We start from the raw sequence: 15,807 nt of genomic DNA, 5'->3' as shown, positions 1-15,807 counted from the left end.
GGGGGGGCGGTGGTGGGGGCGGGGGCCTTCGGACCCGGCGCCCCGCCGTGGGGGGTGGGGCCCGTGGAACCGCCCGCCCCCCACCCCCTGATTCAGTTCGGGGTCGCGCGCGCCGACCAGCAGCGTGACGGTCGGATGTGTCCTCCCGAGCTCGCGCAGCCGGTTCACGGCCTCCGGGTTCGCGTCCAGCTCCGCCTCGTAGCGCGCGGTGAACTCGTCGAACAGCGGGGCCTCGTGATGGAACCAGCGCCGCAGCTCGGGCGACGGCGCCACGTCCTTCAGCCAGAGGTCGATGCGCGCCCGTTCGCGGCTGAGGCCGCGCGGCCAGAGCCGGTCGACCAGCACCCGGAAGCCGTCCTCGACAGCGGCGTCCTCGTAGACCCGCTTGACCCGGTACATCCTCACCCCTCCTAGAGCATCGTGAGGGTCGGCTCCTCGTCCGTGCCCACCGGGAAGTGCGCGAGGAAGACCACCCCCTCCGGGCCGGCGTCGAACCGTGCGATCCTGGCGCCCTCCTCCTCGTAGAAGGTGTCGCCGGCGCCGAGGGTCCGCTCGGGGCCGCCCTCCACCTGGTAGATCGCGGAGCCGCTCTCGATCGAGCCGACCACCGGCCCGTTGTGCAGGTGCAGCCCGCCGGCCACGTTCGGCTGCATGGTGATCCGGCGGGTCTGGATGCGGCCCACCGGGCGCGGGTTGGCGAGGGTCACGTCCTGCACGATCGCCCGCTCGACCGGCGGGACCTGCTCGGCGCTCACAGCGGCGCCAGCAGCGCGCGGCGCAGCCGGTCGCTGAGCCCCGGCGGCACCTCGACCTGCACCGCGAGCGCCTGGATGGCGCGGCTGAAGTAGTTGCGCGCCGCGGCGGCAAGGGTGATGTCCACGATCTCGCGGTCGGTGAAGCCGAGCTCGCGCAGCCGGAGGCTGTCGGCCTCGGTCATGGCGGCGGAGTCGGTGCTGATGCGCTCGGCGTACTCCATCATCGCGACCTCGGCCTCGCTCAGCCCCGCCTGGCGGTAGTCGCGGGCGATGGGCTCCAGCTCCTCCTCGTCCATCACCTTCAGGGTCTTCCTGCCGTGCGCGAGGCGGCAGTGCTCGGAGTGCACGCCCTGCGCGGCGGCGAGGGTGACCAGCTCGTAACGGCGCACGCCGAGCTGGGAGACGATCGCCTTCACGAGCTGCTCCCAGGCGAGGTAGGCCTCCGGGTTCGCGCTCATCACGCGGGTGTACTCGGCGACGTAGCCGAGGTCGTGCTCGTCCTTCGCGTAGATCTCGGCGATGCTGCCGGTGGCCTCCGCGGGGTCCGGGGTGTGGATGATGGACACGGTGCCTCCTGTCGTCCCAGGGCGCCTCCATGGTGCCACCGCCCCCGCGGCGCGCACCAGAGCCCTGCCCCTCGGCGACGAACGGTCAGTGGGCGAAGGCGGCCTCTGCCGGCGCGTCGGCGGGCTTGCGCAGGAAGAACGAGCCGGCCACCGCGAACAGCGAGATGATCGCGGCCGCGAGGAACGCCACGCGGACGCCGGACGCGGTCGCCGCGTCCAGCGACGCCCCGGTCGCCAGCAGCGCGTTCGTCTGCAGCGTGAGCACCGCGACCAGCAGCGCCGTCCCTGCCGCGCCGCCCACCTGCTGCACGGTGCCGACGATCGCGGAGCCGTGCGAATACAGGTGCGGCGGCACCGCGCCCAGGCCCGCCGTGAACAGCGGCGTGAACATCAGCGCGAGGCCGAGGCTCATGACCACGTGCGCGGCCAGCACCATCCCGACCGGGGTGTGCTCGGTGACCATCGTGAGCGACCAGAGCACGAGGCTGACCAGGATGGAGCCGGGCACCACGAGCACGCGCGGGCCGAACCGGTCGTAGAGCCGACCGACGAACGGCGCCGCGAGACCCATCACGAGGCCGCCGGGCAGCAGGAGCAGGCCGGTGGACAGCGTGTCCAGGTGCAGCACGTGCTGCAGGTAGAGCGGAAGCACGATGATCACGCCGAACATGGCCGCGGTGCTGATCGCCATCAGCACGATCGCCACGGTGAAGATGGGGGAGCGGAACGTGCGCAGGTCGAGCAGCGCCCTGTCCCTGCGCTGCAGGTACAGCTGGCGCAGGATGAACGCCGTGAGCGCGACGACGCCGACCCCGAGCGAGATCCAGAGCATCGGGCCGCTCCCGGAGCCGCTGGACTCTCCGCTCACCGACAGGCCGTAGACCAGGCCGCCGAAGCCGAACGCCGAGAGCACAACGGAGAGCACGTCGATGCGCGACTTCTGGGTCTCCGTCACGTTCTCGACGAAGCGGATCCCGATCAGCAGCATCACGAGCGCGATCGGCAGCACGATCAGGAAGATCCAGCGCCAGGCGAGGTAGTTGAGGATGAAGCCGGAGATGGTCGGCCCGATCGCGGGCGCGACCGAGATCACGATGGAGACGTTGCCCATCGTGCGCCCGCGCTTCGCCGGCGGCACGAGGGTCATCAGCGTCGTCATCAGCAGCGGCAGCATCATCGCCGTGCCGGACGCCTGCACGACGCGCGCGGCGACCAGGACGAGGAAGCCGGGCGCGAGCGCCGCGGACAGCGTGCCGAGCGAGAACAGCGACATCGCGGCGATGAACACCGCGCGGGTCGTGAAGCGCTGCAGCAGGAAGCCGGTGATCGGGATGACGACGGCCATCGTCAGCATGAAGGCGGTCGACAGCCACTGGGCGGCCAGGGCGTCGACGTGCAGGTCGTCCATCAGCTTGGGGATGGCGACGGTCATGATCGTCTCGTTGAGGATCACGACGAACGTCGCCGCCAGCAGCAGCCAGATCACGCGGGAGTCGCGGCGGGACATCCCGGCCGCATCGGAGGACCCCGGCGCGGGCGCGGCGCCCGTCGCGGTGGCCGGCGTGCGGTCGGCCACGGGGTCGATCAGGGCGTCGGTCGCAGGTGAGGTCTTCTCAGTCACCGGTACACAGTACCGGCGGCCGCCGACATCGCGGTGGCCCGCGCATGAACGATCCCGCCCCGTTCACTCTCCGCGTAATCCCTCGCCCGCGAGTGCGCCGCCGCGTCACGAGTGCGCGTGCGCGCGCAGGTGCAGTCGTGACGCGGGGGCGCAGTCGCGGCGCGCAGGCGGCGCGCGGTCACCGGCCGAGGGCGGCGACGGTGCGTACGGCGTCCGCGACGGCGGGCGCGACGGCGGCCAGGTCGGCGGCCGACACGTCCGGCGACCACGAGAACCGCACCGCGGTGCGCGCCAGGTCCTCGGGATAGCCGAGCCCGAGCAGCACGTGCGACGCGTCCTCGCTGCCCGCCGCGCACGCGGACCCGCTGGAGGAGACGACGCCGCGGCGCTCGAGCTCCAGCAGCACCGCCTCCCCGTTGGTGCCGGGGAACACGAACGACGCCGTCGCGGGCAGCCGCTCGCTGGGATGCCCGGTGAGCTGCGCGCCGGGCGCGAGCTGCAGCACCGCCTCCACGAACGCGTCCCGCGCCGCCGTGGCCGCCGCGGCGTTCGCCTCCTGCGCCGCCGAGGCCAGCCGCGCGGCCGTGGCCAGCGCGACCGCACCCGCCACGTTCTCGGTGCCGGACCGTCGGCCGCGCTCCTGGCCGCCGCCGTGGATGACCGGCTCCAGCGGGAGGCGCCCGCGCACGAACAGCGCGCCGATGCCCTTGGGGGCGCCGAGCTTGTGGCCGGACACGCTGAGCGCGTCGACGCCGAGCGCTCGCACGTCCAGCGGCAGCCAGCCCGCGGCCTGCACCGCGTCGGTGTGGAACGGGATGCCGTGCTCGTGCGCCAGCGCGGCGAGCCGGGCGACCGGCTGCACCGTGCCGACCTCGTTGTTCGCGAGCATCACGGTCGCGAGCGTCGTGTCCGGCCGGAGGGCCGCCGCGAACGCGTCAGGGTCGAGCAGGCCGTCCGCGCCGACGGGAACCAGCGTCGCCTCGAAGCCGTGCACCCGCACCAGGTGGTCGATGGACGCGAGCACCGCCTCGTGCTCGATCGGCGTCGAGACGATGTGCCTGCCGCGCGGATTCGCGAGCGCGATGCCCTTGATCGCGAGGTTGTCCGCCTCCGTTCCGCCCGACGTGAACACGACCTCGGAGGCCCGGCAGCCGAGCCACGCTGCGACGGCCGCCCTGGCGTCGGCGAGCGCGCGCGCCGCGGACGCGCCGACCTCGTGCTGGCTGGACGGATTGCCGAAGTCGCCGGTCAGGTACGGCCACATCGCCTCCAGCACCTCGCGGCGGACCGCGGAGGTGGCGGCGGCGTCGAGGTAGATCATGGCGTCTCGACCACCACGTCCAGGCCGAGGTCGAGCGAGCGGACGCTGTGCGTGAGCGCCCCGGCCGAGATGACGTCCACACCGGTCTCCGCGATGTCCCTGACCGTCGCCAGGCTCACGTTGCCGCTCGCCTCCACGATCGCGCGGCCGCCGACGACGGCGACGCCCTCGCGCAGCTCCTCGATGCTGAAGTTGTCGAGCATGATGGTGTCCACCCCGGCGGCGAGGACGGGCTCGATCTGGTCGATCCTGTCCACCTCCACCTCCAGGTGGCTGGTGTGCGAGAGCTCGCGGCGCACGCGGCGCAGGGCGTCGGTGAGCGAGAGCCCGGACTGCTGGGTGAGGATCGCGAGGTGGTTGTCCTTGGCCATCACGGCGTCGGAGAGGGAGTAGCGGTGGTTGCGCCCGCCGCCGCAGCGCACGGCGTGCCGCTCAAAGGCGCGCAGGCCCGGCGTCGTCTTGCGCGTGTCGACGATGCGCGCGGAGGTGTGCTCGACCTCCCGCACGAACGCCGCGGTGAGGGTGGCGATGCCGCTCATCCGCTGCACGAAGTTCAGGGCGACCCGCTCGGCCTGCAGCACGGAGCGCGCCGGGCCGCTGACGGTGGCGAGCGTGTCCCCGGCCTCGAACGCGTCCCCGTCCGCGACGGCGAGCTCGACCCGGATGGCCGGGTCGGCCAGCGTCATCGCCGCGGCGAACACGGCGCCGCCAGCGAACGTCCCCGGCTCGCGCGCCGAGAGCCGGGCGGTCGCGGTGGCGGCGGCCGGGATCAGCAGCTCGCTGGTCAGGTCGCCCCAGGGCGCATCCTCGGCGAGGGCGGCGCCGACGACGGCATCGATGATCTGGCGGGTCAGCATGGGACGGTCACCTCGGTGCTGGTCGGGACGGGTGCGGGAGCGGCGAGCACCGTGTGGTGCGCCGGCCCGTCGGCGGGGAGGGGGAAGTCGGAGCGGAAGTGCGCGCCGCGCGACTCCTCGCGCGCCAGGGCGGCCGCGACGACGAGCCGGCCGAGCTGGAGCAGGTTGGCGTCCTCGCCGGGGGCGGGCATCGCCATCCCTGCCAGCTCCGCGGCCGCGGCGCGCAGCCCGGAGCGGTCGCGGTGGACGCCGGCGGCGGTCCAGAGGACGCTCTGCAGCCGCTCGCGGTCGAAGGCTGCGGCGTCGCCGGGAGCCTCGGCCGCAGGCGCGCCGAGACCGACCGCCGGCTCGTCCAGCCACGCCGGAGCGTCGGGCCACGGCTCGCCGAGCACGTCGACGGCGCGGTGCGCGAAGACCAGGCCCTCCAGCAGCGAGTTGGACGCGAGCCGGTTCGCCCCGTGCGCCCCCGTGCAGGCGACCTCGCCGACCGCGAACAGCCCGGGCAGGGTCGTCCGGCCGTGCACGTCCGTGGCGACGCCGCCCATCGCGTAGTGCGCGGCGGGCGTGACGGGGACAGGCTCCCTGCTCCAGTCCAGGCCCGCGGCCCGGCAGGCCGCGCCGAGGGTGGGGAAGCGCCGGGCGAGGAAGTCCGCGCCGAGCGCGGTGGCGTCCAGCACGACCGGCCGGCCGCCCTGCGCCGCCATCTCCACCGCGATCCCGCGGGCGACCACGTCGCGCGGGGCGAGCTCGGCGTCGGGATGCACGTCGAGCATGAACCGCTCGCCGCGCGCATTGCGCAGCACGGCGCCCTCCCCGCGCACCGCCTCGGACACCAGGAACGATCCGGGGATGGCCAGCGCGGTCGGGTGGAACTGGGTGAATTCCAGGTCGGCGAGCGCGGCGCCGGCGCGCCAGGCCGCGGCCATCCCGTCGCCCGTCGCGACCGCCGGGTTCGTCGTGTGGCTGTAGAGCTGCCCCCACCCGCCGGTCGCCAGGATCACCGCGTCCGCAGCGATCGCGGTCTCGGTGCCGTCGGCGAGCCGGACCGCGACGCCGGCCGCCGCCCCGTCCTCGACGCTAACGTCGAGCAGGAAGGCGCCCTCGACGATCCGGATGGACGAGGTGCGGACGGCCGCGACCAGCGCGCGCTCGATCTCGGCGCCCGTCGCGTCGCCGCCCGCGTGCAGCACGCGGGCGCTGGAGTGCGCCGCCTCCAGACCGCGCGCGAGGCCGTCGCCGTCGCGGTCGAACGCGACGCCGAGCGCGATCAGCTCGCGGACGCGCTGCGGCCCGTCGCCGCACAGCGCCTCCACCGCCTCCCGCACGTTCAGCCCGGCGCCGGCGCGCAGCGTGTCCGCCACGTGCGCCTGCGCCGAGTCGTCCGGGAACAGCGCGGCGGCGATCCCGCCCTGCGCGTAGCGGGTGTTGGCCTCGGCGATCGCGGCCTTGGTCAGCAGCGTCACCTCGTGCCGAGTGGACGCGCGCAGGGCGGCGACGAGCCCGGCGATCCCGCTCCCGGCGACGACGACGCGGCTCATCTCAGGCCGCCATCGTGGTGTCCGGGCGCGCCGCGAGCATCCGCTCCAGCGCCACCCGTGCGGGAGCGGCGACCGTCTCCGGCACGCTCACCTGGTTGAGCACCTCGCCGCGCACCAGCCCCTCCAGCACCCAGGCCAGGTAGCCCGGGTGGATGCGGTACATCGTCGAGCACGGGCACACCACCGAGTCGAGGCAGAAGATGGTGTGCTGCGGATACTCGGCGGCGAGGCGCTGGACGAGGTTGATCTCGGTGCCGATCGCGAACGTCGAGCCCGCCGGAGCCGCCTGGATCGCCTTGACGATGTAGTCGGTCGAGCCGTACTCGTCCGCCGCGTCCACCACGTCCATCGGGCACTCGGGGTGCACGATCACGCGGACGCCGGGAAACTCGGCGCGCGCGTGCTCGATCTGGCCGACCGTGAAGCGCTTGTGCACGGAGCAGAAGCCGTGCCAGAGGATGACGCGTGCGTCCTGCAGGGTCTGCTCGTCGCTGCCGCCGAGGCTCTTGCGCGGGTTCCAGAGCGGCATCTGCGCCAGCGGGACGCCCATCGCCTTCGCGGTGTTGCGGCCGAGGTGCTGGTCGGGGAAGAACAGGACGCGCTGGCCGCGCTCGAACGCCCACTCCAGCACCGTCGCCGCGTTGGAGGAGGTGCAGACGATGCCGCCGTGCTCGCCGCAGAACGCCTTCAGCGCCGCAGACGAGTTCATGTACGTCACGGGGATGACCGGCACCTTGCCGTCCGCGTCGGGCTCGGTGCCGTACAGCTCCTCCAGCGCCTCCCAGCACTCCTGGACGGAGTCGAGGTCCGCCATGTCGGCCATCGAGCAGCCGGCGGCGAGGTTCGGCAGGATGACGCGCTGGTCGGGACGCGAGACGATGTCGGCGGTCTCCGCCATGAAGTGGACGCCGCAGAACACGATCGCCTCGGCCTCCGGTCGCGCCTTGGCGGCGTTGGCAAGCTGGAAGGAGTCGCCGACGAAGTCCGCGTACTGCACGACCTCGTCGCGCTGGTAGAAGTGGCCCATCACCGCGACCCGGTCGCCGAGGGTCGCCTTCGCCGCGCGGATGCGCTCGGCGAGCTCCTCCGCCGAGGCGGTGCGGTACTCCTCGGGCAGCTCGCCCTGGCGGGGCGCGTCCGCGGGGATGGGGTCGGCCATCGACGCGCCGGGACCGTAGGAGGGGGCGAGAGCATCGAACGACCACGGCGCGTCTGCCAGGTCGGGGGTGCAGGTCGCTCCGTCGAGCTCGCCGCGCGAGATCAGGCGGATGGTGGTGTCGACCGAAGCGATGGTCATGACTGCTCTCTTTCGAAGGGATGCTGCTGCCGGGGAAGCGGCCCCGCGTCGGCGAGGTCGATCGAGTCGTTGTAGCGGTAGAGCCGGGGCGGCCGGTGCGGCGTGCCGGTGAGGTACTCGTCGGTGGCGACGACCGCGCCGGAGCCCTCGATCATCCGCCGGAAGTTCGCCGGGTCGAGCGCCCGGCCGAGCACGGCCTCGTGCACCTCGCGCAGCTGGGCGAGGGTGAACCGCTCGCCGAGGAAGGCGTGCGCGATCCGCGAGTACTCCATCTTGGTGCGCAGCCGCCACAGCGCGTACTCGACGATCAGGTTGTGGTCGAAGGCGAGCGCGGGGAGGTCGTCGGCGGGGAACCAGCGCACGTTCTCCCCGACGCTCGCGCGCTCGGCCTCCTCGCCGCGGACGAGCGCCCAGTAGACGATCGAGACGACCCGGTCGGCGCCGGGGGAGCGGGAGGCGTCGCCGAACGCGTAGAGCTGCTCCAGGTAGCTGGGGGTGAGGCCGGTGGTGTCGCTGAGCGTGCGGGCGGCGGCGTATGCGAGGTCCTCGCCCACCCGGAGCGGGCCGCCCGGCAGCGCCCAGAGCCCGTCGAACGGCTCGCGGATGCGCCGGACCAGTGGCAGCCAGACCTGCGGAGCGCCGCCGGTCTCCTCGTCCGTGCGCAGGGCGAAGATCACCGTCGACACGGCGAGCATCGCGCTCGCCCTCTCGTGTCCGGCCATCCTCGTCGACCTCTCGTCTAAAAGTCACATTGACTCTAAGGAACCCATCTTAGTGTCATTCCGACCAGAACGCCAGTCGGGCGACCGATGGCCACCCCCTCAGCCCGCCGGCGTTTGTATCGGAGGACTCTCCGTCGGGCATTCCGCAGAGATCCTCCCTTTCCCGCGCACGTCGGCGCGTCGCCCGAAACTTCCTCCGTTCCTCACGACTCCGCTGCGTCCGTTATGCTGGCCGAGCATCCAACTGAATATCGGGCCATCGAGGTCGATGCGGGAGAGTCGCGCGCACGCGCGGCACCGAAGGAGCAATCCTCCCCGACAATCTCTCAGGTACGCGTACCGCATCGGACTGGCCACTCTGAAAAGCAGGACACGGCGTCTTCCGACACCGGGCCCTCGCCCACGGTGAAAGCCGACCGTCGACCGCGACGGGAGGTGAAACTCTCAGGCCGGATGACAGAGGGGGAGTTCTTCACACGGGTCGCGCCGCGCCCCGTCTTCCCTCCGGCGACGGCCGGCGAACGGAGAACTCATGACCTCGCACGACACGGACCCCTCGGCCACCCAGGACCGGACCTCCCCGCTGCACGACGCGCACGAGCGCGCCGGCGCCGCGTTCACCGACTTCGCCGGCTGGCAGATGCCGGTGCGCTACTCCAGCGACCTGGCCGAGCACCACGCGGTGCGCACCGCCGCCGGACTGTTCGACCTCTCGCACATGGGCGAGATCGTGCTCATCGGCCCGGAGGCCGGGGAGGCGCTCGACTACGCGCTGGCCGGCAAGCTGTCCGCGCTCGCCGTCGACCAGGCGAAGTACAGCCTCCTGCTCTCGCGCTCCGGCGGCATCGTCGACGACCTCGTCGTCTACCGCACCGGGGAGGACCGCTACATGGTGGTGGCCAACGCCGCAAACCGCGCGGTCGTCGCCGAGGAGCTGCGCGACCGCACCTCCCCGTTCGACGTCGAGGTGTTCGACGAGAGCGACGACATCGCTCTGATCGCGGTGCAGGGCCCGGCGAGCCTCAGTATCCTGCTCGCCACCCCCGGCTTCCACATCGAGGGCGACGACGTCGCCCAGCGGATCACCGACCTCAAGTACTACTGGAGCGTCCCCGCCGAGTTCGAGACGCATCCCGTGCTGATCGCCCGCACCGGCTACACCGGCGAGGACGGCTTCGAGCTCTACACCGCTCCGGACAACGCCCGCGCGCTCTGGGACGCGCTGCTGGAGGCCGGCGCCGAGCAGGGCCTCGTCCCCGCCGGCCTCGCCAGCAGGGACACGCTGCGCCTGGAGGCGGGGATGCCGCTCTACGGCCACGAGCTCGGCCTCGACACCATGCCCGCTCAGGCCGGCCTCGGCCGCGTCGTCAGCCTCGCCAAGGAATCCGACTTCGTCGGCAGGGCCGCGAGCGAGGAGGGGCCGGACGCCTCCTCCCGCGTGCTCGTCGGCCTGATGGGCCAGGGCAAGCGCGCCGCGCGCGCCGGCTACCCGGTGGTCGCCAGCGCAGACGACCAGGCCGAGGAGGAGGTCGGCGTCGTCACCTCCGGCGCGCTGTCCCCGACGATCGGCGTCCCGATCGCGATGGCCTACGTCGCGCCCCGTTTCGCCCGCCCCGGCACCGAGCTCCAGGTGGACGTGCGCGGCACCCGTCTCCCGTTCACCGTCACCGCCCTCCCCTTCTACAGCAGAAAGAAGAACTGACATGGCCGCAGAGCAGGACCTGAAGTACACCGCGGAGCACGAGTGGCTGCTCGTGGACGGCGACACCGCCACCGTCGGCATCACCCGCTACGCGGCCGAGAAGCTCGGTGACGTCGTCTTCGTCGAGCTCCCCGCGGAGGGCAGCGACGTCGCCGCCGGCCGCGTGGTCGGCGAGATCGAGTCCACCAAGTCGGTCGGCGAGCTGTTCGCCCCGGTGGACGGCACGGTCGCCGAGGCGAACCAGGCCGTCGTCGACGCCCCGGAGCTGGTCAACGCCGACCCGTTCGGCGACGGCTGGCTGATCAAGGTCACCTTCACCGAGCTGCCGGACGGGCTGCTCTCCTACGACGAGTACAAGGCCCTCACGGGCGAGTAAGGGTTCCGGCTTCCTCCATGAGCGAACTGTTCCAGACGCGTCACATCGGCATCGACGGGGACGCGCAGCGCACCATGCTGTCCGTGCTCGGCCACGACTCGGTCGAGGCGCTCGTCTCCGCCGCCGTGCCGGGCTCCATCCGGGTGGACCCGGAGCGCGTGTCCGCGCTGCCCGAGGCCGTGAGCGAGCGGGCCGCCCTGCGCGAGCTGCGCGCGATCGCCGCCCGCAACACGGTCAACCGCAACCTGATCGGGCTCGGCTACTACGGCACCATCACGCCGGCCGTGATCAAGAGGAACGTGCTGGAGAACCCGGGCTGGTACACGGCGTACACGCCGTACCAGCCCGAGATCTCGCAGGGCCGCCTCGAGGCGCTGATCAACTTCCAGACCATGGTCTCCGACCTCACCGGCCTCGACACCGCCAACGCGTCGATGCTCGACGAGGGCACGGCGGTCGTCGAGGGGATGCTGCTGGCCCGCCGCGCCTCCAAGGCCGGCTCCGCTAAGTTCGTCGTGGACGCGGACACCTTCCCGCAGACCCTCGCCCTGCTGCGCAACCGCGCCGACGCGGTCGGCATCGAACTGGTCGTCCTCAACCTCGCTGCGACCCCGGCGGACTCGGCGGAGCTGTCCGACGCGTTCGGCGTCTTCGTGCAGTACCCGGGCGCCTCCGGCCGCGTCTGGAACCCGGAGGCCGTCTTCCAGGCGGCCAAGGCCGCAGGCGCCGTCGTCGTGGCCGCGGCCGACCTGCTCGCGCTCACGCAGCTGCGCTCGCCCGGCGAGCTCGGCGCGGACGTCGCCGTCGGCACCAGCCAGCGCTTCGGCGTCCCGATGGGCTTCGGCGGCCCGCACGCCGGCTACATGGCGGTGCGCAAGGGACTGGAGCGGCAGCTCCCCGGCCGGCTGGTCGGCGTCTCGCAGGACGCGATCGGCAAGCCCGCCTACCGCCTGACCCTGCAGACCCGCGAGCAGCACATCCGCCGCGAGAAGGCCACCTCGAACATCTGCACCGCCCAGGTGCTGCTCGCGGTCATGGCCGCGATGTACGCCGTCTACCACGGTCCAGCCGGGCTGCGCGCGATCGGCCGGCACGTCCACCTGTCGACCGTCGCCGTAGCCGACGCCCTGCGCGCGGGCGGCGTCGAGGTCCGCTCGCGGTCGTTCTTCGACACCCTGGTGGCCGAGGTGGACGACGCGGCCGAGGTCGTCGCGCGCGCCCACGAGCACGGCATCCTGCTGCACGCCGTCGACGCCGGGCTGGTCTCGCTCAGCATGGACGAGGAGGCGGCCGCCGACCTGCGCGACGGGACCTTCCCGCTCGGCGAGCTGATCGGAGTGCTCGGCGGCACGACCGACGGCGCTGCCGAGCCTGCGTTCCCGTCCGAGCCGTCGTACGACGCGGAGCTCGCCCGCACCTCCGACTACCTGACGCATCCGGTCTTCTCCACGCACCACTCCGAGACCGCGATGATGCGCTACCTGCGTCAGCTGCAGGACAGGGACTACGCGCTCGACCGCGGCATGATCCCGCTCGGCTCGTGCACGATGAAGCTGAACGCCGCCACCGAGATGGAGGCGGTGACCTGGCCGGAGTTCGCCGCGCTGCACCCCTTCGCCCCGGCCCAGGACGTCGCAGGCTCGCTCGAGCTGATCGACCAGCTGGAGGCGTGGCTGGCGGACGTCACCGGCTACGACACCGTCTCCCTGCAGCCGAACGCCGGCAGCCAGGGCGAGCTGGCCGGCCTCCTGGCCATCCGCGGCTACCACCGCTCGCGCGGCGACGAGCAGCGCACGGTCTGCCTCATCCCGCAGTCCGCGCACGGCACGAACGCGGCGTCCGCCGTGCTCGCGGGGATGAGCGTGGTCGTCGTCGCGACCGACGAGCTCGGCAACGTGGATCTGGACGACCTGCGCGCCAAGATCGCCGAGCACGCCGACACGCTGGCCGCGCTGATGATCACCTACCCGTCGACGCACGGCGTCTACGAGCACGAGGTCGTCGCGATCACCGACGCCGTGCACGCGGCCGGGGGACAGGTCTACGTCGACGGCGCCAACCTCAACGCCCTGCTCGGCTACGCCCGCTTCGGCGACTTCGGCGGCGACGTCAGCCACCTCAACCTGCACAAGACGTTCTGCATCCCGCACGGCGGCGGCGGTCCCGGCGTCGGGCCGGTCGCGGCGAAGGCGCACCTCGCGCCGTTCCTGCCCGGGCACCCGCTCGCGCAGGACGCGACGCACGTGCTCGCCTCCGGGGGACGGGTCGAGCACGGCGGCGGCCCGGTCTCGGCCGCGCCGTACGGCAGCCCGAGCATCCTGCCGATCAGCTGGGCGTACGTCCGGATGATGGGCGCGCAGGGCCTCAAGGACGCGACCGGCGCCGCCGTCCTTGCCGCGAACTACGTCGCCGCCCGGCTGCGCGAGCACTTCCCCGTGCTGTACGCGGGGGAGGGCGGTCTCGTCGCGCACGAGTGCATCCTCGACGTCCGCCCGCTCACCGAGAGCACCGGTGTGACGGTGGACGACGTGGCGAAGCGCCTGATCGACTTCGGCTTCCACGCTCCGACGATGTCGTTCCCGGTCGCGGGCACCTTGATGGTGGAGCCGACCGAGAGCGAGGACATCGCAGAGCTCGACCGCTTCATCGCCGCGATGGTCGCGATCCGCGCCGAGGCCGACGCGGTGGCGGCGGGGGACTGGCCGGCCGACGACAACCCGCTGCGGAACGCTCCGCACACCGCGGAGTCCGTCGTCGCCTCCGACTGGACGCACCCGTACAGCCGCGAGCAGGCCGTCTACCCGGTGCCCGCCCTCGTGCGCACCAAGTACTGGCCCCCGGTGCGCCGCATCGACCAGGCCTATGGCGACCGCAACCTCTTCTGCGCCTGCCCGCCCCCCGAGGCCTTCGCCTAGGGCCAACCGCCGAGTACGAAGAAAATCGCCCCGATACCGCCGAGTACGCAGATCTTCTGCGTACTCGGCGGTTTCGGATCAGGCGAAGATGGCGGGCCAGAGGGCGACGGCGAGGGGATAGCCGACGAAGGAGACGATGTCGATGACGACATGGGCGACCACGAGCGGGGCGACCCGGCCCCAGCGCGTGTAGCACCAGCCGAAGACGACGCCCATGATGGCGTTGCCCACGAACGGCCCGAAGCCCTGGTAGAGGTGGTAGCTGCCGCGCAGCAGCGCCGCCGACAGGATGATGGTCCACTTTCCCCAGCCCAGCTCGCGCAGGCGGGTGAAGAGGTAGCCGACGACGATGACCTCCTCCTGCAGCCCTGCCCGCAGCGCCGCGAGCACCAGCACCGGCACCGTCCACCAGTGCGTGTCGAGCGGCGACGCCTGCACGGTGACCGTCACGCCCAGCACCCGCCCGAGCGCGTAGAAGAGGATGCCGGGGACCCCGATAACGAGGAACAGCAGCATCCCGCCGCCCAGGTCCTTCCACGGCCGGGTCGGATCGAAGCCGATCCGCCGGAAGCCGCTGCGCTGCGGCTGCCAGAGCAGGTAGATCACGAGCGCCACCGCGAACAGCGGGAACAGGTTGCCGAGCACCTGATAGAGGAAGTCGAAGGCCTCGCGGCTGGACTGCGACGGATTCACCTGTGCCGTCTGGTCGGCCAGCGCCTTCCCGCGCGTCGACAGGTCGACGATGTTCACGATCGAGTAGATCGCCGACTGGCCGAGCGAGAGCCCGAGCACGATCGCGATCTCCCACCACAGCCGCACGCGCGCGGATGCGGCGACCGGGACCTCGCCGGCCCAGGTCTGCTGACTGCTCATATGTGCATCCTGCCAGGCCGTACCGGGGGCCCGCGGCAGCCTCGCGGATGCGCTCGGATGCGCGTTCCGGGCGCGGAACCGCGCGATTGATTGCGCGGAACGCTCGAATGGGACCGTTTCCAGCGGCTGTACGCAAGAATCCGCCGACTGAGTTACCAGTGTGTAACGTTTTGCGGCCCCATTTTGCATTCAAAGCATTCGATACCTAGGGTCGGTGTTATCCCGCGCGGACCAGGGCTCTCGCACGCCTGGACCGTCGCACACTTCGCACAGGAGGAACATTGCACATCAAGGGAAGAAAGGTCAGGTACGCGGTCAGCGCCGTCGCCGTCGCCGGTGTCGCCGCGCTCGCCCTGTCTGCCTGCACCACGTCCGGCAGCACGGGCACCTCGACCGCTGCCAAGGGCGGCACCGTCACGGTCGCTGTCGTGAACGACTTCACCTCGTTCAACTCGCAGACGCCGCAGGGCAACCTGGACACCAACGGTCAGGTCGGCTACCTCGACGGCTCGTACGGAACCGGGTTCCAGTACATCGACAACAACTACAAGATCGTCCACGACGACAAGTTCGGTAAGTTCGAGAAGCTCTCGGACGACCCGCTGACCGTCAAGTACACCCTGAACAAGGACGACAAGTGGTCGGACGGTCAGCCCGTCACCGCTGACGACATGATCCTCGCCTGGGCGATCGCCTCCGGTCACTACGACTCGGCGAAGTTCGACGACAACGGCAACGTCACGAGCGGTACCCAGTACTTCTCGATCGCCGGTTCGACCGCGGGTGTGGACTCGACCGACTTCCCCGAGGTCGGCGACAACAACACCTCGATCACCCTGAAGTACGCGACGCCGTACGTGGACTGGGAGCTCGTCAACCCGATCGCGCAGCCCGCGCACATCGTGGCCAAGAAGGCCGGCCTCTCCTCGGCCGCCGACCTGACCAAGCTGCTGAAGACGCTGCCGAAGGGCAACCCGGCCGCGCCGGTCGCCCCGAACGCGACGCTGAAGAAGGCGGCGGACTTCGTCAACACCGGTTACGACGTGACCGCGTTCCCGACCGACAAGGACCTGCTGGTCTCCTCCGGCCCGTTCGTCGTGTCGTCGTGGACCCCCGGCCAGTCGCTGACCATGACGCAGAACAAGTACTACGCCGGCGGTCTCAAGCCGAACGTGGACAAGATCGTGTTCCGCATCATCCCGGACGCGAACGCCCAGGTCACCGCTCTCCAGAACGGTGAGGTCGACATCATCAACCCGCAGGC

Annotated in this window: 14 protein-coding genes and 1 riboswitch; of the genes, 4 read left to right on the top strand and 10 right to left on the bottom strand. The window is 71.9% G+C overall.

Annotation, left to right across the window (positions count from 1 at the left end; all coding sequences use genetic code 11):
* The 9 genes from ACTHMF_RS19955 to ACTHMF_RS19915 all read right to left on the bottom strand — a co-directional run.
* A partial coding sequence (locus ACTHMF_RS19955) for a DUF488 domain-containing protein (RefSeq protein ID WP_440320043.1) occupies positions 1 to 399 on the bottom strand: 399 nt, incomplete at its 3' end.
* An 11-nt stretch (positions 400 to 410) separates the two neighbouring features.
* Positions 411 to 755: a hypothetical protein gene (locus ACTHMF_RS19950; RefSeq protein WP_440320041.1), complete on the bottom strand. Its 345-nt coding sequence runs from the start codon at positions 753 to 755 to the stop codon at positions 411 to 413.
* A complete protein-coding gene (locus ACTHMF_RS19945; protein WP_440320039.1) occupies positions 752 to 1,321 on the bottom strand; it encodes a carboxymuconolactone decarboxylase family protein in 570 nt (189 codons plus the stop codon). The genes ACTHMF_RS19950 and ACTHMF_RS19945 overlap by 4 nt, the downstream gene beginning before the upstream one ends.
* Positions 1,322 to 1,406: 85 nt before the next feature.
* Positions 1,407 to 2,828 carry an MDR family MFS transporter gene (locus ACTHMF_RS19940; protein WP_440320045.1) on the bottom strand — a complete coding sequence of 474 codons (1,422 nt, stop codon included), beginning with the start codon at positions 2,826 to 2,828 and terminating at the stop codon, positions 1,407 to 1,409.
* Positions 2,829 to 3,120: 292 nt separating this feature from the next.
* Positions 3,121 to 4,263, bottom strand: coding sequence for a cysteine desulfurase family protein (locus ACTHMF_RS19935; protein WP_440320037.1), 1,143 nt, complete (start codon positions 4,261 to 4,263; stop codon positions 3,121 to 3,123).
* Complete coding sequence (gene nadC / locus ACTHMF_RS19930) at positions 4,260 to 5,120, bottom strand: carboxylating nicotinate-nucleotide diphosphorylase (RefSeq protein WP_440320036.1); 861 nt, start codon at positions 5,118 to 5,120, stop codon at positions 4,260 to 4,262. Before nadC ends, ACTHMF_RS19935 begins: the two co-directional genes overlap by 4 nt.
* Positions 5,114 to 6,658 (bottom strand): L-aspartate oxidase, encoded by a 1,545-nt coding sequence (gene nadB, locus ACTHMF_RS19925; protein WP_440320034.1) that lies wholly within the window; start codon positions 6,656 to 6,658, stop codon positions 5,114 to 5,116. Before nadB ends, nadC begins: the two co-directional genes overlap by 7 nt.
* Position 6,659: 1 nt before the next feature.
* On the bottom strand, positions 6,660 to 7,955 hold the full coding sequence (gene nadA / locus ACTHMF_RS19920; protein ID WP_314147541.1) for a quinolinate synthase NadA: 1,296 nt from the start codon (positions 7,953 to 7,955) through the stop codon (positions 6,660 to 6,662).
* Complete coding sequence (locus tag ACTHMF_RS19915) at positions 7,952 to 8,677, bottom strand: NUDIX hydrolase (protein ID WP_314147542.1); 726 nt, start codon at positions 8,675 to 8,677, stop codon at positions 7,952 to 7,954. Before ACTHMF_RS19915 ends, nadA begins: the two co-directional genes overlap by 4 nt.
* Before the next feature lie 261 nt (positions 8,678 to 8,938).
* A riboswitch (glycine riboswitch) is annotated at positions 8,939 to 9,029 on the top strand.
* A gap of 180 nt (positions 9,030 to 9,209) precedes the next feature.
* Here ACTHMF_RS19915 and gcvT point away from each other — a divergent pair.
* Genes gcvT through gcvP form a run of 3 tightly spaced genes read left to right on the top strand, consistent with a single transcriptional unit; the run spans position 9,210 to position 13,670 of the window.
* Positions 9,210 to 10,379: a glycine cleavage system aminomethyltransferase GcvT gene (gene gcvT / locus ACTHMF_RS19910; RefSeq protein WP_440320031.1), complete on the top strand. Its 1,170-nt coding sequence runs from the start codon at positions 9,210 to 9,212 to the stop codon at positions 10,377 to 10,379.
* Between the two features lies 1 nt (position 10,380).
* Entirely contained in the window at positions 10,381 to 10,755 is a 375-nt protein-coding gene (gcvH, locus tag ACTHMF_RS19905; RefSeq protein WP_314147544.1) for a glycine cleavage system protein GcvH, read from the top strand.
* Positions 10,756 to 10,772: 17 nt separating this feature from the next.
* Complete coding sequence (gcvP, locus tag ACTHMF_RS19900; protein WP_440320030.1) at positions 10,773 to 13,670, top strand: aminomethyl-transferring glycine dehydrogenase; 2,898 nt, start codon at positions 10,773 to 10,775, stop codon at positions 13,668 to 13,670.
* Positions 13,671 to 13,748: 78 nt separating this feature from the next.
* Here gcvP and ACTHMF_RS19895 read toward each other — a convergent pair whose 3' ends face one another.
* On the bottom strand, positions 13,749 to 14,543 hold the full coding sequence (locus ACTHMF_RS19895; RefSeq protein WP_440320028.1) for a CPBP family intramembrane glutamic endopeptidase: 795 nt from the start codon (positions 14,541 to 14,543) through the stop codon (positions 13,749 to 13,751).
* A gap of 281 nt (positions 14,544 to 14,824) precedes the next feature.
* On the opposite strand from ACTHMF_RS19895, the gene ACTHMF_RS19890 reads away from it, so the two are divergent.
* A partial coding sequence (locus tag ACTHMF_RS19890) for an ABC transporter substrate-binding protein (protein WP_440320026.1) occupies positions 14,825 to 15,807 on the top strand: 983 nt, incomplete at its 3' end.

The organism is Leifsonia sp. (genome assembly GCF_051955155.1).
GTDB lineage: Bacteria > Actinomycetota > Actinomycetes > Actinomycetales > Microbacteriaceae > Leifsonia.
Note: the sequence above shows the minus strand (reverse complement) of the source record. Positions and strands in the feature narration are given on the sequence as shown.